The organism is Saccharospirillum sp. MSK14-1 (assembly GCF_003054965.1).
Lineage (GTDB): Bacteria > Pseudomonadota > Gammaproteobacteria > Pseudomonadales > Natronospirillaceae > Saccharospirillum.
Map to the genome: position 1 here is coordinate 35,710 of NZ_MIES01000006.1, position 16,422 is coordinate 52,131.

At 60.0% G+C, this 16,422-nt stretch carries 15 protein-coding genes; 10 read left to right on the plus strand and 5 right to left on the minus strand.

The genetic code is table 11. The features are described 5' to 3' along the window. Positions 1-15: 15 nt before the first annotated feature. Together epmA and efp are read right to left on the minus strand one after the other, a co-directional pair. The gene (gene epmA / locus BGP77_RS01710) at positions 16-960 is read right to left on the minus strand and encodes an EF-P lysine aminoacylase EpmA (protein ID WP_108163016.1); all 945 of its coding nucleotides are present in this window, start codon (positions 958-960) and stop codon (positions 16-18) included. A gap of 70 nt (positions 961-1,030) precedes the next feature. After that, complete coding sequence (gene efp, locus BGP77_RS01715; protein ID WP_108163017.1) at positions 1,031-1,606, minus strand: elongation factor P; 576 nt, start codon at positions 1,604-1,606, stop codon at positions 1,031-1,033. A 37-nt stretch (positions 1,607-1,643) separates the two neighbouring features. Here efp and epmB point away from each other — a divergent pair, with 37 nt between their 5' ends. Next, positions 1,644-2,681, plus strand: a complete 1,038-nt coding sequence (gene epmB, locus BGP77_RS01720; protein ID WP_108163170.1) for an EF-P beta-lysylation protein EpmB — start codon at positions 1,644-1,646, stop codon at positions 2,679-2,681. Here epmB and serB read toward each other — a convergent pair. Together serB and BGP77_RS18095 are read right to left on the minus strand one after the other, a co-directional pair. Beyond that, positions 2,675-3,886, minus strand: a complete 1,212-nt coding sequence (serB, locus tag BGP77_RS01725; protein ID WP_304572194.1) for a phosphoserine phosphatase SerB — start codon at positions 3,884-3,886, stop codon at positions 2,675-2,677. The genes epmB and serB overlap by 7 nt on opposite strands. Before the next feature lie 22 nt (positions 3,887-3,908). Continuing rightward, entirely contained in the window at positions 3,909-4,085 is a 177-nt protein-coding gene (locus tag BGP77_RS18095; RefSeq protein ID WP_199224167.1) for a hypothetical protein, read from the minus strand. A gap of 176 nt (positions 4,086-4,261) precedes the next feature. Between BGP77_RS18095 and BGP77_RS01730 the strand changes: the two genes are divergently transcribed. Genes BGP77_RS01730 through BGP77_RS01745 form a run of 4 tightly spaced genes read left to right on the plus strand, consistent with a single transcriptional unit; the run spans position 4,262 to position 7,728 of the window. Then, on the plus strand, positions 4,262-5,584 hold the full coding sequence (locus BGP77_RS01730; RefSeq protein ID WP_108163018.1) for a hypothetical protein: 1,323 nt from the start codon (positions 4,262-4,264) through the stop codon (positions 5,582-5,584). Next, positions 5,581-6,597: an iron ABC transporter permease gene (locus BGP77_RS01735; protein ID WP_108163019.1), complete on the plus strand. Its 1,017-nt coding sequence runs from the start codon at positions 5,581-5,583 to the stop codon at positions 6,595-6,597. The genes BGP77_RS01730 and BGP77_RS01735 overlap by 4 nt, the downstream gene beginning before the upstream one ends. Further along, on the plus strand, positions 6,594-7,373 hold the full coding sequence (locus BGP77_RS01740; RefSeq protein ID WP_108163020.1) for a heme ABC transporter ATP-binding protein: 780 nt from the start codon (positions 6,594-6,596) through the stop codon (positions 7,371-7,373). The genes BGP77_RS01735 and BGP77_RS01740 overlap by 4 nt, the downstream gene beginning before the upstream one ends. Positions 7,374-7,404: 31 nt before the next feature. After that, a complete protein-coding gene (locus BGP77_RS01745; RefSeq protein ID WP_108163021.1) occupies positions 7,405-7,728 on the plus strand; it encodes a Rieske (2Fe-2S) protein in 324 nt (107 codons plus the stop codon). 62 nt (positions 7,729-7,790) lie between these two features. Here the strand turns inward: BGP77_RS01745 and BGP77_RS01750 are convergent, their stop codons facing one another. Continuing rightward, positions 7,791-8,951, minus strand: coding sequence for an aminotransferase class I/II-fold pyridoxal phosphate-dependent enzyme (locus tag BGP77_RS01750; RefSeq protein ID WP_108163022.1), 1,161 nt, complete (start codon positions 8,949-8,951; stop codon positions 7,791-7,793). A gap of 83 nt (positions 8,952-9,034) precedes the next feature. On the opposite strand from BGP77_RS01750, the gene gluQRS reads away from it, so the two are divergent. From gluQRS to BGP77_RS01770, 5 genes are all read left to right on the plus strand, one after another. Next, positions 9,035-9,931: a tRNA glutamyl-Q(34) synthetase GluQRS gene (gene gluQRS, locus BGP77_RS01755; RefSeq protein ID WP_108163023.1), complete on the plus strand. Its 897-nt coding sequence runs from the start codon at positions 9,035-9,037 to the stop codon at positions 9,929-9,931. A gap of 49 nt (positions 9,932-9,980) precedes the next feature. Next, on the plus strand, positions 9,981-11,606 hold the full coding sequence (locus BGP77_RS01760; RefSeq protein ID WP_108163024.1) for a sensor histidine kinase: 1,626 nt from the start codon (positions 9,981-9,983) through the stop codon (positions 11,604-11,606). Continuing rightward, positions 11,607-13,145 (plus strand): DUF3369 domain-containing protein, encoded by a 1,539-nt coding sequence (locus tag BGP77_RS01765; RefSeq protein ID WP_108163025.1) that lies wholly within the window; start codon positions 11,607-11,609, stop codon positions 13,143-13,145. It abuts the gene before it with no gap. 96 nt (positions 13,146-13,241) lie between these two features. Continuing rightward, positions 13,242-13,409, plus strand: a complete 168-nt coding sequence (locus BGP77_RS17995) for a hypothetical protein (RefSeq protein WP_158269238.1) — start codon at positions 13,242-13,244, stop codon at positions 13,407-13,409. Then, on the plus strand, positions 13,409-16,363 hold the full coding sequence (locus tag BGP77_RS01770) for a sensor histidine kinase (protein ID WP_108163026.1): 2,955 nt from the start codon (positions 13,409-13,411) through the stop codon (positions 16,361-16,363). Before BGP77_RS17995 ends, BGP77_RS01770 begins: the two co-directional genes overlap by 1 nt. Positions 16,364-16,422 lie beyond the last annotated feature (59 nt).

Sequence of the window (16,422 nt, forward strand, 5' to 3'; positions counted from 1 at the left end):
GCTGTCGCTCTGAACTTAAGCGCGTTCCCGGTCAAAGGGCAGGACCGCAGCAATGTGGTCCTCGCCCAGTATCCGCATCAGTAACCGATCCACACCCAGCGCTACTCCGGCGCAGTCGGGCAATCCTGAGTGCATCGCCGCCAGCAATCGCCGATCCATCTCCGCTTCCGGTAAACCCTGGGCGTTGCGGCGCTGCTGATCCTCAACAAAACGCCGCTGCTGCTCCTCCGCATCGGTTAATTCAAAATAGCCGTTGGCCAGTTCCAGACCGCCCCAGTAGGCCTCAAAGCGACGCGCCAGGGTGACATCACCCTCGGTCTCAAACTGCGCCAGCGCCGCCTGACTGGCAGGATAGTGCGTAATAAAGGTCAGTTGTTCGGCGGGCAACGCGGGTTCCACCACCAGCACCATCAGCGCATCGAGGCAGTCATCGCGTTGCCAGTCGTGACTGTCGGCCGCTAAATGCTGATGGGCGGCGGCACGCAGCGCCGTTAAATCGGCCCGGTGCGGATCGGGTAAGCCCGTTCGTGTAAAAGCTTCCCTATAACTCAATCGCTCAACGGGCAACTCCGGCTGACCCGAAACCTCACGACACAACTGCGCCACTTCGTCCATCAATTGGGTGTCGTCCCAACCCAGCCGATACCACTCCAACAGGGTGAATTCGGCATTGTGGCGCGCGCCGCTTTCATCCTGACGAAACACATGGCCCAGCTGATAACAGTCGCCGATGCCTGCCGCCAATAACCGCTTCATGGCGTACTCCGGAGACGTCTGCAAAAAGCCACCGTCATGAGTGCGAATGTTGGTGAGGTTCACATCGGTGACGCCCGCATTCGACAACACCGGCGTATCGACTTCCAGCACCTCGCGCGCGGCAAAAAAAGCGCGCATATCCGCCAATAACTGAGCACGACGGCGCAGGTTTTTTAAACTCGCGGTGGGTTGCCAGTCAGTCATCTTTGCGCTCCTGTGATCGTGCACAAAAAAGGCCGCACGAAGCGGCCTTTTTATCGTCAATCCACACCTTTCAGTCGGCTTTGGCGCGGCTGATGTATTCGCGGGTGCGGGTATCGACGCGGATTTTCTCGCCCTGGTTCAGGAACAGCGGTACCCGAACGACGGCACCGGTCGACAATGTGGCCGGCTTGGAACCACCGGTGGCTGTATCGCCTTTCAAACCCGGATCGGTTTCCACCACTTCCAGTTCAATGTGGTTCGGCGGGGTCACGGAAATCGGGTCGCCGTTGTACAGGCACACCACATAGGTTTCCTGCTCTTTGAGCCAGTCTTTGGTGTCACCCACCGCAGAGGCGTCGGCCGGCAGCTGCTCGAAGGAACCGTCGGTCTTCATAAAGTGCCAGAACTCGCCGTCCTCGTAGAGGTACTCCATGTCGATGTCGAGTACATCGGCGGATTCGACGGATTCACCGGACTTGAACGTACGTTCCCAAGTGCGGCCGGTTTTCAGGTTCTTCAGTTTAACTCGGTTAAAGGCCTGGCCTTTACCGGGTTTCACAAATTCGTTATCGACGATGGTGCAGGGATCGCCCTCGAGCATCACTTTCAGCCCTGCACGGAATTCATTGGTAGAATAGGAGGCCATGACCTGTCCTGATTGCCTGGAAATTCAAGAGGAGCGTATGTTAACCGAGTTCGAGCCCCGTGTGGACTCCCCCACCATCATTTCCACCGCAGCGCTTCCTTCCTGGCAAACCGAACTGAAAGACGCCGTTCGCTCCATCGCGCAATTGCTGGAACAGCTTAACCTTCAGGAAACCGACCTGGACCAGCCCGCGCTCGCCGACGCCGACTTTCCGCTGCGCGTGCCACTGAGCTACGTGCGGCGAATGGGCGTGGGTGACCCGCACGATCCGCTGTTGCGTCAGGTGTTGCCGAGCGGCGCCGAACTCGACCCGCAGCCGGGGTTTCTCGATGACCCACTGGCCGAACGCGAGCACGCGCCGGCGCCGGGCATAGTGCACAAATACAGCGGCCGTGCGCTGGTGATCACCACTCAGGCCTGCGCCGTGCATTGCCGTTACTGTTTCCGCCAGCACTTTCCCTACGCTGATAATCGCTTAAGCCCGGCGCAATGGCAAAGCGCGCTGGACTATCTGGCCAGCGCCGAGGATTTGCACGAAGTGATTTTCAGCGGCGGTGACCCGCTCAGTCTGCCCAACGATCGGCTGGCTGACCTGATCGCCGATCTGGCACGACTGCCCAACCTGACCACGCTGCGCATTCACAGCCGCACGCCGATTGTGCTGCCGTCACGCATCGACGCTGGCTTGCTGCGGTTATTGAAAGAAACACGTCTCAAAACCGTGCTGGTGGTGCACGCCAATCACGCCAACGAAATCAATGGGGAAGTGCAGCACGCGCTGGCGCCATTGCGTCAGAACGGTACCTTGTTGCTGAATCAGGCGGTGTTACTGGCGGGCGTTAATGATTCCACTGAGGCGCTGACCGCACTGAGCCAGGCGCTGTTTTCAGCCGATGTACTGCCCTACTACCTGCACCAGCTCGACCCGGTGCGCGGTGCCGCGCATTTCGACGTGCCAGACGACCGCGCCCAGCAATTGTGGCGCACCTTACAGGCCAGTCTGCCGGGCTATCTGGTACCGAGATTGGTGCGCGAAGTGCCGGGCGATGCCGGCAAGCGCTGGCTGAATCAGTAAATGTCCTGATCGCGGAAGCCGAGCAGGTAAAGCACGGCGTCCAGGCCCAAGGTGGAAATGGAGTGACGCGCGCTTTCGCGCACCAGCGGTTTGGCACGGAAGGCGATGCCGAGGCCGGCTTCAGAGAGCATCGGCAAGTCGTTGGCGCCATCACCGACGGCAATGGTTTGCTCCAGCTTGATGCCTTCGCGCTGCGCCAGTTCACGCAGCAACTCAGCCTTGCGCGCGCCATCGACAATGGTGCCACTGACGGCGCCGGTCACCTTGCCATCGACGATGTCGAGCTCATTGGCGTAGACGTAATCGATGCCCAATTTGCGCTGCAAATAATGCCCGAAGTAAGTAAAGCCGCCGGACAAAATCGCCGTTTTGAAACCGTACGCTTTGAGCGTGCCGATCAAACGCTCGGCGCCTTCGGTCAGCGGCAGACGTTCGGCAATGCCCGCCAACACGCTTTCATCGAGGCCTTTCAATAACGCCAGTCGCTCACGGAAACTGGCTTGGAAATCCAGCTCACCGGCCATGGCGCGCTCGGTAATGGCCACCACCTGGTCACCGACACCGGCGGCGTGCGCCAGTTCGTCAATGACCTCGGTTTCGATCAGCGTTGAATCCATATCGAAGCAAACCAGACGGCGATTGCGGCGGTAAACCGAATCGAGCTGGAAGGCAACGTCGATATCGAAGCGAGCGCTGATGTCCAGAAATGCCTGGCGCAAGGCAGCATCGTCCACCGGCTGACCGCGCAAGGTCAGTTCAATGCAGGCCTGACCCACGTCATCGGCCTGATCGAGGGCGATGCGGCCGGTCAATCGGGTGATGTCCTGAATGTTCAGGCCTTGATGGGAGACTTCGCGCGATACCCAGGCCAATTGTTCGGCGCTGATGCGGCGCGCCAACAAGGTCAGTACATAGCGGTCTTTGCCTTGCTGGGCGACCCAGTCGCTGTAGGCGTCGTCGCTGACCGGCGTAAAGCGGGCGTCGATGCCCAGGTCGTGGGCGCGGAACAGAATTTCTTTGAGTAAGGCTGAGGTGTCTTCGCCATCGGGCAGCTGCAGCAGCATGCCCAGCGACACCTGGTCGTGAATGACGGACTGCCCTAAATCGAGCAGGGTGACGCCGAACTGTGCCAGCGTCTGGGTCAGGTCGGCGGTCAGACCGGGGCGGTCATGACCACTGACCTTGAGCATCAAGATGGTACTCAAGGACGAGCTCCGTCAGTTGGGCTCAGCCCTTAATGGATTCCAGCGTTTTCAACGCCTCTTCGGCAACCTGTTCCAGCTTCACAATCAGGTCATCGGTTTCGTGGGTGGACAAGGCGCGGTGGCGATCCGGGCCCATCAAAAACAGACCGTGTTTGATTTCTTTCAACTGGGCAGCCAGTTGGTTGGCGGCATCACTCATGGGACATCCTCTCAACATCGATTGGGCGGACCGGCCTTACAAGCCGGGCGGTTCTTTAAAGCGACGATTACCGCTACCATTGCGCCCTTGGGTCGACAGTCCACACAACCGACTGTCGCTCCGGGGGGCCCCCTAGCGGAGGCGATATTGTATCGACCAGACTGAATTATTCCACCATGCATGCTCTGCGCTGGCTCTGGCAGCCATTGACCGCCTTCGCACTGGCCTTATTGGTCGTGCTCAATTTGTTACTCGCCTGGCTGTGGTATCAACCAGCGCTGAACGCCATCGATCAAACCCAGCATCGCCTTGGCGAAAGTCTGGCCCGGACGCTGGCGTTCGATATCGCCGCGCCGTTGCAACGGGGCGATCGTCTGGCGATCAGTTTGTTATTGAACCGCACCGCCGAAGAACCGCTGGTCGCAGCGGCCGCGCTCACCGCGGCCGATCAGAATTTAACGCTCAACTCACGCCCGGTTGGACCCGAACCACTCGAACCGGTGGCCTTCGAACATCCCGTGCATTTTGAATCAACGCTGCTCGGCCAGGCTGAAGTTCAGCTGGATCAACGCGCCCTGATTCAATGGCGCACCCGCACCCAGCGTTCCTGGTTTTTATTTAATCTGCTGGCGCTGGCCAGTGCCGGCGGGCTGATTTTCTGGCGCAGCCAGATTCAGGACGCCACAACCGGCAAACTGTCGCGCCAACTCAGTGAGCATCTGCCGGGCTGGAAAAACCACTTCAGCGGCTCACCCGAAGCACAACTCAAAGCACTGGTCACTCGTTTAAGCAATTCACTCGATTCCAACAGCCAGGTGTTGCGCACCCTGGCCACCGCCAGCAGCGATGGCGAAGCCGAGCGGCTGCTCGAACAGGTGCACCTGGCCGGCGAGCAAGGCGCCTATTGCGATGTCGCCCTGCTCAATGTGCAGTGCCACAACTGGGACGCCATGACGCGGCAATACGACGCTCACCAGCTGCAAACGCTGTGGGCGCGTTACGAAAACCTGATCACCCAGGTCGGTGAACTCTACGGCGGTGTGTTGTTACCCGAAGGCTTTACGCTGGTGTTCGGTCTCGGTGATGACGACCACTTTGCCATGCACGCCGTCAGTGCGGCACGGGTGCTGCAACTGGCGATTTTGCAAAGCCAGCGCGAGCATCCAGCACTGCAACCGGCCTTTGGTTTCTCCCTCAGTGCCGGGCCAGCGTTCGTTTCGCGCACCACCAAACACGGCCTGCCGCTACCATTGGTCGCCGGTGATGCGGCGCAGTGGTTACAGCAGGTCAGCGCGCAGCAACCGCGAGGCGCTATCTATCTGGCAGAGCCGCTGCTGCAGCATCAGGAAGTGAACCAGAGCATCGAAGTGTCACTGCTGCGCGATATTACGCTCAGTGACGGTGGCCGTCTGGAGGTCTGGGAGCTGGAGGCCATCGCCGGGCATCGCGATCGGTTACTGGCGTCTCAGGCGCATACCCTGGTCGAACGGTTGCGATGACTCTGAGCGCCCGCACCTTCGCCTGGCTGCTGGTGCCGCTGACGCTGATGTCGGCTTTAATCGCACTGACCGCCGGACCGTCTGGCCTCAGCGTCGCAGGCGTCTGGCAGGCACTGTGGCAACCGGACGCCGGCGTGAACGGTTTGATCGTCTGGCAACTTCGTCTGCCTCGGCTGCTGCTGGCGCTGTGCGTCGGTGCTTTGCTCGGCCTGTGTGGCGCGCTGATTCAGGGACTGTTTCGTAACCCACTGGCCGAACCCGGTCTGATGGGCGTGTCCAGCGGTGCCACCCTGGCGGTGGTGGCGACGCTGATTTTTGCGCCAGGGTTGCTGGCATTGCTGCCTAACCCGCTGGAAACGCTGGCGCGACCGGCCATCGCTTTTATCGGCGGATTAATCGCCACAACCTTGGTGATGCTGCTGGGCCGCGACAACACGCATTCGCCCTTGCGACTGATCCTCGCGGGCGTGGCCTTCAATATGGTGGCAGCGGCCGGTCTGGGTTTGTGCTCTTATCTGGCCAGTAACGAACAGCTGCGCACCCTGACTTTTTGGACGCTCGGCTCTTTTGGCGCGGCCACCTGGCAGGCGGTTGGCGTCACCGCAGCGATTTTAGTCGGCATTGCGCTGCTCGCCTGGCCGCTGCACAAACCGCTGAACGCGCTCTTGCTGGGTGAATCCGAGTGTCGTCATCTGGGCTTTCAGGTGCCACGTTTAAAGCGTCGAGTGATTTTTCTGTGTGCTGCGGGTGTCGGCGCGGCCGTCGCCTTTACCGGCATCATTGGTTTTATCGGTCTGGTGGTGCCGCACATGGTGCGCTTGCTGGTCGGGCCGGATCATCGCCGGGTACTGCCGCTGAGCCTGGGGTTTGGCGCGCTGCTGACGCTTTGGGCCGATTGGTTGGCACGCACCGTCATCAGCCCGGCTGAGTTGCCGGTCGGCATCGTCACCGCACTGCTCGGCGGGCCTTTCTTTATCTATCTGATCCATCGCCAGCGGAGCACCGGCTTATGAGCCTCGTCGGCGAACACCTGAGGCTGCAACTGGCGCCCGGCCGCATCGCGATCGATGATGTCTCGGTGCAACTCAACGCCGGAGAAGTGCTGGCGCTGATCGGCCAAAACGGGGCTGGAAAATCGAGTCTGCTGAACCTGCTCAGCGGTGAGCACGTCGCCAACGCCGGGCAGGTTCGACTGCACGAAAAGCCGATAACCGACTGGCCCGGTGAAGACCGGGCCCGCCTGCTCGCGGTACTGCCGCAACAACATTCGCTGAATTTTGCCTTTCGCGTGGCCGAAGTCGTGGCACTGGGCCGCTACCCGCACGGCACCGGCAAACGCCGGGACGATGCCATTGTCGCCGAAGCAATGGCCCTGTGTGAGCTGAGCGATCTGGCGCAGCGCAACATTCACGAGATCAGCGGTGGCGAACGACAGCGGGTGCATTTGGCGCGAGTGTTGGCACAAATCTGGGACGCCCAGCCGGAAGGCCACCGCTTTTTGTTGCTGGATGAACCCGCCGCCAGCCTCGACTTGCATCATCAGCAGATGCTGTTCCAGGCCGTGCGCCGCTTTGCCCGGCGCGGTGTCGGCGTGCTGCTGGTGGTGCACGATCTGAACCTGGCAGCGCGCTATGCCGACCGCGTGCTGTTACTCGATCATGGTCGCGCCGTTTGCACCGGTCGACCCGCCGACGTGCTAACCATCGACACCATTTATACGCATTTCGGGCTGAGCGTGACGGTGCAGCCGCATCCGCACCACGACTGCCCGCTGATCATCAGTCATTAAGACGAACACTGAGGGGAGCACTGAGAAAATCATGACCGAACTGTGCCACGTTAACGACCTCGAAGAAGGTCAGTCACTGGGCTTCGATTTACCGGACAACCCAGTCTTTGCCGTGCGCAAAGACGACCAGATTTACGTCTACAAAAACAGCTGCCCACACCTTCATACGGCGCTGGAATTTATGGAAAACCAGTTTCTCGATATGGACGGCGCGCTGATTGAATGTTCAACGCACGGTGCGTTATTCGAAATCGAAACCGGCCATTGTTTGGTGGGGCCATGCCAGGGTGAGTATCTGACGCCGGTGGGGTTTGAGGTTCGCGATGACAAGATTGTCATCTTGGAAGACGCTTAGGCGCTTCGCGCCGGGAGACGGGAGACGCTGGGTTAACGTATCTTGCGTCTCCCGTCTCCCGTTCAGCGTCTCCCAATAAAACCAGCCAACCTGTCCACGGCCTCCTCCAGCACCGAAACCTCCGCCGTATAAGCAATCCTCACCGCGTTTTTTTGCGTCGCGCCACCGAAGTCGATGCCCGGCGTGATGGCGACGCCGGTTTCTTCCAGCAGTCGATCACACCAGGCGACGGCATCATCGCCATAAGCCGACATATCGGCGTACAGATAAAAGGCGCCGTCCGGTTGGGCGAGCAAGGGTAAACCGAGCGCTTCCAGCTGGGGCGCCAGATAGTCGCGGCGCGCGCGCAGTGCATCGCGGCGGGCAAAGCACTCGGCTTCAACGGCGGGCTCGAACGCGGCCAGCGCCGCGTGCTGGGCCATCGACGGTGCCGATAAATACAGATTCTGCGCCAGCCGTTCCGCCGCTTCGATGGCATAGGTCGGTACCACCAACCAGCCCAGACGCCACCCGGTCATGCCGTAGAATTTGGAGAAACTCTGAGTCACCCAGACGTCGTCCGTCACGTTCAAAGCCGACGGCGGCAGTTCATCGGTGAAGGTCAGGCCGTGATAAATCTCATCGGCAAACAGCGCCAGATCATGACGCTGCGCAAAGTCAGCCGCCTGCTGCCATTCATCGAGCGTCAATACTTGGCCGGTCGGGTTGCACGGCGACGCCAGCAGCAAGCCCTGGGCGTTTTGGGTCACCGCGGTTTCCAGGTGGGGTAACGACAGTCGCAGTCCTTGCTCCGCCAGCGGCACCGATATCGATTGAGCACCGATGACTTCCAGAAAGTTGCGGTTGCACGGGTAACCCGGCTCCGGCAGCAAGACGTCGCGTCCACTGTCGATGCTGGCGGCAAACGCCAGCAGCAACGCACTGGAACCGCCGGGCGTCACCAGAATGCGTTCCGGTGCCACCTCAACGCCGTGCCAGCGGCGATAACGCTCGGCAATGGCAGCGCGCAACGGCGGCAATCCCGTCGCTGGGGTGTAACCGGTATGGCCGTTGGCCAGCGCCGCCTGACCCGCTTCGATGATGGCTTGTGGCGTGCCAAAATCCGGCTCACCCACGTACAGCCCGATCACCGAGCGCCCCTGCTCGGCCAGCGTTTTGGCGCGCGCCAGTATCTGCATGACCTGGAAGGGCTGAATTCGATCGGTGCGGTCGGCGAGTTTCATCGTTGGCAAGTCCATGGCTGGGAAGGTCCGGCGGCATCATGCAGAATGTCGGGCCGAGCTTCAATTGTGGAACTCAGCTACGCATGACCAACACAGCCTATCGCGGTCGCTTTGCGCCCTCGCCGACCGGCCCTTTGCATTTGGGTTCGCTGGTGGCGGCGCTGGTCAGTTATCTGGATGCACGCGAGCGTGACGGCGTCTGGCTGGTGCGCATCGAAGATCTGGACCCGCCTCGCGAGCAACCGGGCGCGGCCGATGCCATTCTGCGCAGCCTGAACGCTCATGGCCTGCATTGGGACGAAAACGTGCGCTACCAAAGCCAGCGTGGCGACGCCTATCTGGCGGCATTGGAATATCTGGCCGCCGCCGATCAGCTGTTCTGGTGTCGCTGCAGCCGTAAACAACTGGCTGATCACCGCGTCTATCCCGGCACCTGTCGCGCCTGTCGCCAGCCAAGAGACGACGCCGCCATTCGTTGGCAGGTCCCCAACCATCGCGAGCGCTTCGCCGATCGGTATCAGGGCGAACAGAGCGTGGATCTGGCGACCGAACTGGGCGATGTGGTGCTGCGCCGTCGCGATGGTCCCTTTGCCTACCAGTTAGCGGTCACGGTGGACGATATCGACCAGGGCATTACCGAGGTGGTGCGCGGCATCGATCTGCTCGATTCCACGCCCTGGCAACGCGCGCTGTTTCGCTGCCTCGGCGCCACACCCCCGCACTACGCTCACTTTCCGGTATTGATCGGTGCGAACGGGCAGAAACTCAGTAAACAGAATCACGCGCCGGCGCTGAACGATGATCAGCCCAGCGCCAACCTGCAGCAGGCGTTGCGCCAGCTGGGCCTGAACATCGCCGTGGATACTCCGCTGCGGATGCTGACAGAGGCCCAACAGCGCTGGCCGCAACGTCGGTTGAAAGGTCGCACCGATCTAACACTGAAAGACACCGAGGACAGCAACGATACCACCGGCTGGTAAAAGCCTTATTCCCTGCCTAATCTTGGTTTAGACACCCGTAGGAATTGCCATGTTTCAGGTCAATGCGTTTCTTGCCAGGCGCCTGTTGGCCGCCATTACGCTCGGCGTGGCCTGCGCGATTCTGGTGACCGTATTGATGCAATCCTGGACGCTGACACGCACCATGGAAGGCTTGCGCGACCAGAACGTCGACGCCTCTTTAAGCAATATGTTGCCGCTGATCAACGAATCCATCTGGGCATTCGATAACGCCAACGTCGAACGTGCGGCGCAGGCGCTGCTGCGCGATCCGTACATTTCTGGCGTGGCAATACGCTCGGTCGAAGGGGAGATTGATCTGCAACTGGGCGATCTGTCCGAACACAGTCCGGCCTGGCTGGTACCCACCGACGCCCGCACCGAGCGACTCACCGAAACCGCACTGATCATCGCCACACCGGTGGTGCACGAATTTAACGACAGCCTGTCCACCATCGGCTGGATTTATCTGCGCTCAGACAACGAACTGATCCGCAATCAGGTCGGTCTGGTGTTGGGCGGCGCACTGATATCCGCCATCGTCGCCATCATTGCTTTATTGATGGCGCTGTATTGGGTGGTGCAGCGCCTGGTGGCACGCCCCATCCGACATTTCAGCGAATTCGTGCAGCGCATTTCACCTCAGGACATCACTCAGTGGAGCCAGCAACGCGAACCCTTACTGGAAGGCCGCAACGATGAAATCGGCCAATTGTATGAGGTGTTCAATCGCCAGCACGACAGCTTGATTGAACGCGACCGCGCGCTGCGTCGTCATCAGGACAACCTGGAAAAAATGGTGGCTGAGCGCACCGAACAATTGCAGCAAAGCAACCGCAGCCTGACCGACTCGCTCGATAAACTGAAAATCGCTCAGGAAGAACTGCTGCAAAGTGAAAAACTGGCGTCACTGGGCAACCTGGTCAGCGGCGTGGCGCATGAGGTGAATACGCCGCTGGGCATCTCCATCACCGCAGCCAGTCATCTGACCTCGGAAGCCCGGTTGGCTCAGCGCGCGCTTCAGGGAAACGAGCTGAAAAAGTCTGATCTCGAACGCTTCTTTAACGAATGCCTGGAGACCGGTGACCTGCTGTCGGCCAACCTCGATCGCGCCGCCCATCTGATCCGCTCGTTCAAACAGGTGGCAGTCGACCAAACCAGCGAAGAACAGCGACGCATCAATCTGCGCGCCTACATCGATGAAGTGCTCGCCAGTTTGCGACCCAAGTACAAGACAGCGCCGGTCAAGGTCATTAATGATATCGATCCGGACATCACCACCCGGTTATCACCCGGTGCACTGGCGCAGGTGGTCACCAATCTGGTGATCAACTCACTGCTGCACGGTTTTGACGACGGCCAGCGCGCCGGTCAGATTCGCTTTTCCAGCGCACCGGCTGGCAGCAATCGCCTGGCGCTGGTGTACGAAGACGACGGCCGGGGCATGAGCGAAGAAACGTTAAAGCACATCTTCGATCCGTTTTACACCACGCGTCGCTCCAGCGGCGGCAGTGGTTTGGGAATGAACATCGTGTTCAATCTGGTGACCGGCAAACTCGACGGACGCATACAGATACACAGCCCGCCGCACGACGGTTGCCGATTCCGTATTACGCTGCCGCTGGAGCAAACGGCGCCGTCAGTGGAGGACGCTTAGATGAGTGACGAACTGATTTTTGCCGACGAAAAAAACCACGATGACCAGAACGACCAGAAACCCTGGAAAGTGTTGATCGTCGATGACGACGATGAAGTGCACACCATCACCACTCTGGCGCTGCGTAACTTCCAGTTTGATGGCCGGCCACTGCAGTTTTTACACGCCCGCAGCGCGGCCGAAGGCATAGAGCAGGTACGTAACCACCCGGATTTGGCGTTGTGCCTGCTCGATGTGGTCATGGAAACCGAGCATGCCGGGCTCGATATGGTCGAAGTCATACGTGACCAGTTGCGCAATTCTTTCACCCGCATTGTGTTGCGCACCGGCCAACCGGGGCAGGCGCCGGAAGAAACCATCATCGCCGATTACGACATCAACGATTACAAAGAAAAAACCGAACTCACGCGCGGCAAGATGCACACCCTGTTGTATTCGTGCCTGCGCTCCTACCGCGACATTCTGGCGCTGGAACGCAATCGTCAAGGCTTAGAGCGCATTCTGAATGCGTCCACCGCGCTGCAACAGCACGCCTTTATTCAGGATTTTGCCCACGGCATTCTGGAGCAGATTTCCGCCATTTTGTCGCCCGATGAAGATGCGCTCTACGCCTTGTGCGAAGGGGTGGCGGCGCACGAGCAGTTTGGCCGACTGACGGTGCTGGCGGGCACCGGTCAATACACTCATCAAGTGGGGCAGCCCGTGGCAGACTTGTTGCCGGTTACCGCTCAGGCCTTTATCAAAAGTCTGGCTACGGGCTTTCAGGCGCAACAACTTGATGGCGGCTATCTGTGCCTGTACCGCTCCAGCGAAATGCATCTGAGCGTGTTGTTTTTAAACGGACTGGTGGTGCGCAATTCGATGGAGCGCCATCTGTTGGAAGTGTTCTGCCAGAACGCCCTGACCGCGTTTGAGAACCTCGCCCTGCGCACGGAGCTTGAAGACAGCCAACGTGAGGTGGTCTATCTGCTCGGCGATGCGGTGGAACACCGTTCGCGTGAGACCGGTCAGCATTTGCGCCGGGTCGCCGAAGTCAGTTATCTGCTGGCGAAAAAAGCCGGACTACCCGCCAGCGAAGCCCGCTTGATCCGCGAAGCGGCGCCGCTGCACGATTTAGGCAAAATCGCCATTCCCGATGCCATTTTGAACAAACCTGGCCCGCTCAACCCCGATGAGTGGGCCGTGATGCAATCCCACGCCCAGTGCGGATACGACCTGCTCAGCCACACCGATAAGCCGATTCTGAAGATGGGTGCGCAGATCGCGCGTGAACATCATGAACGCTGGGATGGCAAAGGTTACCCACGCGGTTTGTCCGGCGAAGACATCAGCATCGGCGGCCGCATTACCGCCCTGGCCGATGTGTTCGATGCGCTGTCCAGTCGTCGTTGCTACAAAGAACCCTGGTCGATGGAACAGGTGAAGGCTTTGTTTGAAGCCGAGCGCGGCAAACACTTTGACCCACAACTGGTCGATCTGTTGTTGATCAATTTCGACGAGTTTGCCGCCATCAAACAGCGTTACCCGGACCCCAGTTAAAGCGCCACGCCTTACCTGCTGCCATCTGCGGCGGTGCCCTTACCTTATACCGCCTACGGCGGTACTATGGCCGCCGCATAGTGAGTGCTGGTCCCGATGTCGCTTTCCATTCTGTTGAAACTGCTGATTCTCCCCCTCTACCTGCTGCTGCCCTTTACTTTGGGCTGGGCTGGCCGGACGGATCTGTGGCCGCTGCCTTTTCTGATCTGGGCCGGACTGATCGGCGTTAACGGTCTGGCCGAATACTTGCGGACCCGTCGCTGATGGTCTTTCGCTGGGAACTGTTGCTCACCGTAGGTCTGGGGTATCTGCTGGTCCTGTTTTTAATCGCCTACGCGGCCGAACGCGGCTGGGTGCCGCAACGCCTGACGCAGCACCCACTGGTGTATGTGCTGTCCATCGGCGTTTACTGCAGCGCCTGGGCGTTCTACGGCAGCGTCGGCCTGGCGTATGAAGTCGGTTATGGCTATCTGGCGTATTACCTCGGCATGGCCGTGGCACTGATGTTTTCGGCCATCATTCTGCGCCCGGTGCATGAGCTGGCGCGCAGCTACCAACTGGCGTCTTTGGCCGACCTTTTTGCGTTTCGCTATCGCAGCCGCTGGGCCGGACTGGTCACGGCGCTGGGGGTGTTGCTTGCCATGCTGCCGCTGCTGGCGTTGCAGATTCAGGCCATTACCGACACCCTGACCCGCCTCGATCCGCAAACTCAGGCCAAACCGCTGGCGCTGCTGATCTGTGTGATTCTGCTGGCGTTCTCACTGCTCTTTGGTGCGCGCGATGTCACACCCAGCGAAAAACACCCCGGGCTGATTTTCGCGCTGGCGTTCGAGTCGGCCTTTAAGCTGATCGTGCTGCTGGTGCTCGGCGCCGTCGCCCTGAGCCATCTGTTTGGCGGTTGGTCGGGGTTGCTGGAATGGCCCGCCAGTCTGCCCGTGAACCGCGCCATTGAACCGTTGCAACCGGTGCAGTGGTTTTCACTGCTGCTGATTTTTATCGCTGCACCGCTGGTGCTGCCGCATCTGTTCCAACTGCTGTTCCGCGAAAATACCGACCCGAGCCGACTGCGCTTGGTCGCCTGGGCGGTGCCGATTTATCTGTTGCTGATGGCACTGCCGATCCTGCCGATCTTCTGGGCGGGCATGAGTCTGGGGGCGCCGGTCAACCCGGAGTATTTCTCGCTCGGCCTGGGCCTGGTGCTGGAACAGTCCTGGCTGGTATGGCTGGCGTTTCTGGGCGGCCTGTCGGCCGCTGCGGGCATTACCGTTCTGGCATCCATCGCCTTGGCGTCAATGGCGCTGAACCACCTGGTATTGCCCTTCCACAAACCCAGCTTTGATACCGATGTGTACCGCTGGTTGTTGTGGGTGCGACGCTTGCTGATCGGCGTCGTGATCGGCCTGTCTTACTGCCTTTATCTGTTTTTGGGTCAGTTGCAGAATTTGTCGTCACTGGGCATTACCGCCTTCACCGGCTTACTGCAATTGCTGCCGGGAATCCTCGGTCTGCTGTTCTGGGCCGGTGCCAATCGCAAGGGCTACATCGCGGGCATGTTGGTGGGGTTGAGCGTCTGGGCCATCAGTTTGCTGGTACCGCTGGTCGCCGACAGCCTGCATCTAACCGCTCGCCTGCCGTTGCAGTTCGCGCTGCACACCGATCATTGGTCGATGACCACCCTCAGCTCACTCGCGCTGAATACGCTGGTGTTTATTCTGGTCTCGGTGTTCACCCGCACCAGTGCTGAGGAACAGGAAGCGGCTCAGACCTGTGTGATCACCTCGGTCGACCGGCGTCATCGCCTGCCACTGAAAGCGCGCAACGCCGAAGAATTTATCGAATCACTCAGCCGCCCGCTGGGTCGCATCATGGCCGAGCGCGAAGTCAAACGCGCCTTGAAAACACTGGGCTTTCCCATCGGCGAATATCGGCCCTACGCCTTGCGCCGGTTGCGCGACACCATTGAGGCCAACCTCTCCGGTCTGATGGGCCCGAGTGTCGCCCAGGCGTTGGTGGCGCGAGCGCTGCCTTACGATCAAAGCGGCGCTGCCGAACGCGACGACATCCACTTCTTCGAGCAAAAGCTCGATGGCTTTCACCATCAATTGACCGGCATGGCCGCCGAGCTGGACCGGTTACGCCGTCACCACCGTGAGACGCTATACAACCTGCCGATTGGCGTGTGCTACCTGGCCAACGACGGCGAGATTCTGTTGTGGAACCGGGTCATGGCCGAAATGACCGGCATCAGTGAGAACGAAGCCATCGGTGCGCGTCTGGATAGCCTGCCCGCCAATTGGTACGACCTGCTGCACGACTTTATTCAAAGCGGCGCCAACAAAGTCACTGTCGAACAGCCGGACGACCATGGCCCGGGAAAACGCTGGTTCAGTCTGCACCAGGCGCCCGGACCGGTGCGGCTGTCGATGAATGAAGGGCAGGTGGTGTTGCTTGAAGACGAAACGGAGCACAAGTTGCTGGAATCGGAACTGGTGCATTCGGAGCGACTGGCGTCCATTGGTCGGCTGGCGGCCGGCGTGGCGCACGAGATTGGTAACCCCATCACCGGCATCGACTGTCTGGCGCAGGATCTGCGTTACGTCACCGACCCCGCCGAACAACAGCAGATTGCCGAGCAAATTCGTGATCAGGCCAAGCGCGTCACCCGCATTGTACGTTCCTTGGTGAACTTCGCTCACGCCGGCCAGGACGAGAGCAAAACCGAGCATCAGCCCTACCCGCTGCGGCAAGTCGTGCAGGACGCCGTCGACCTGCTGTCACTGTCGCGCGACACCCAGACGGTCGCGTTCAACAATCAGATCGATCCGGAATTGGTGCTGCTGTGCGAACCGCAGCGGCTGAGCCAGGTGTTTATCAACCTGCTTGGCAACGCGCGTGATGCCAGCCCGGCGGGCGAGTCGGTTAACATCAGCGCGACGGTCGATGGCGAAAGCGTTTTGGTGGAAGTGGTCGATCACGGCACCGGCATCGACGAAGCGGTGATCGATCATGTCTTCGACCCGTTCTTTACCACCAAAGAAGTCGGCAAAGGCACCGGTCTGGGGCTGTTCCTCGCCTACACCATCGTTGAGGAGCACTACGGCCACATCAGCGTCGAGAGCCCGGCTTTCCATGCCGACAAGCTTGGCACTCGTTTCACAATTCGGTTACCCTTGCACACCCTGTTACCAGAGGTAACAGACGAAACCGAATCTGACTAGGCAGCGGGCGGCTTTCCAGCCCGGTGCCTGCGCTAACAACGACGCCCACCGGGCGATCC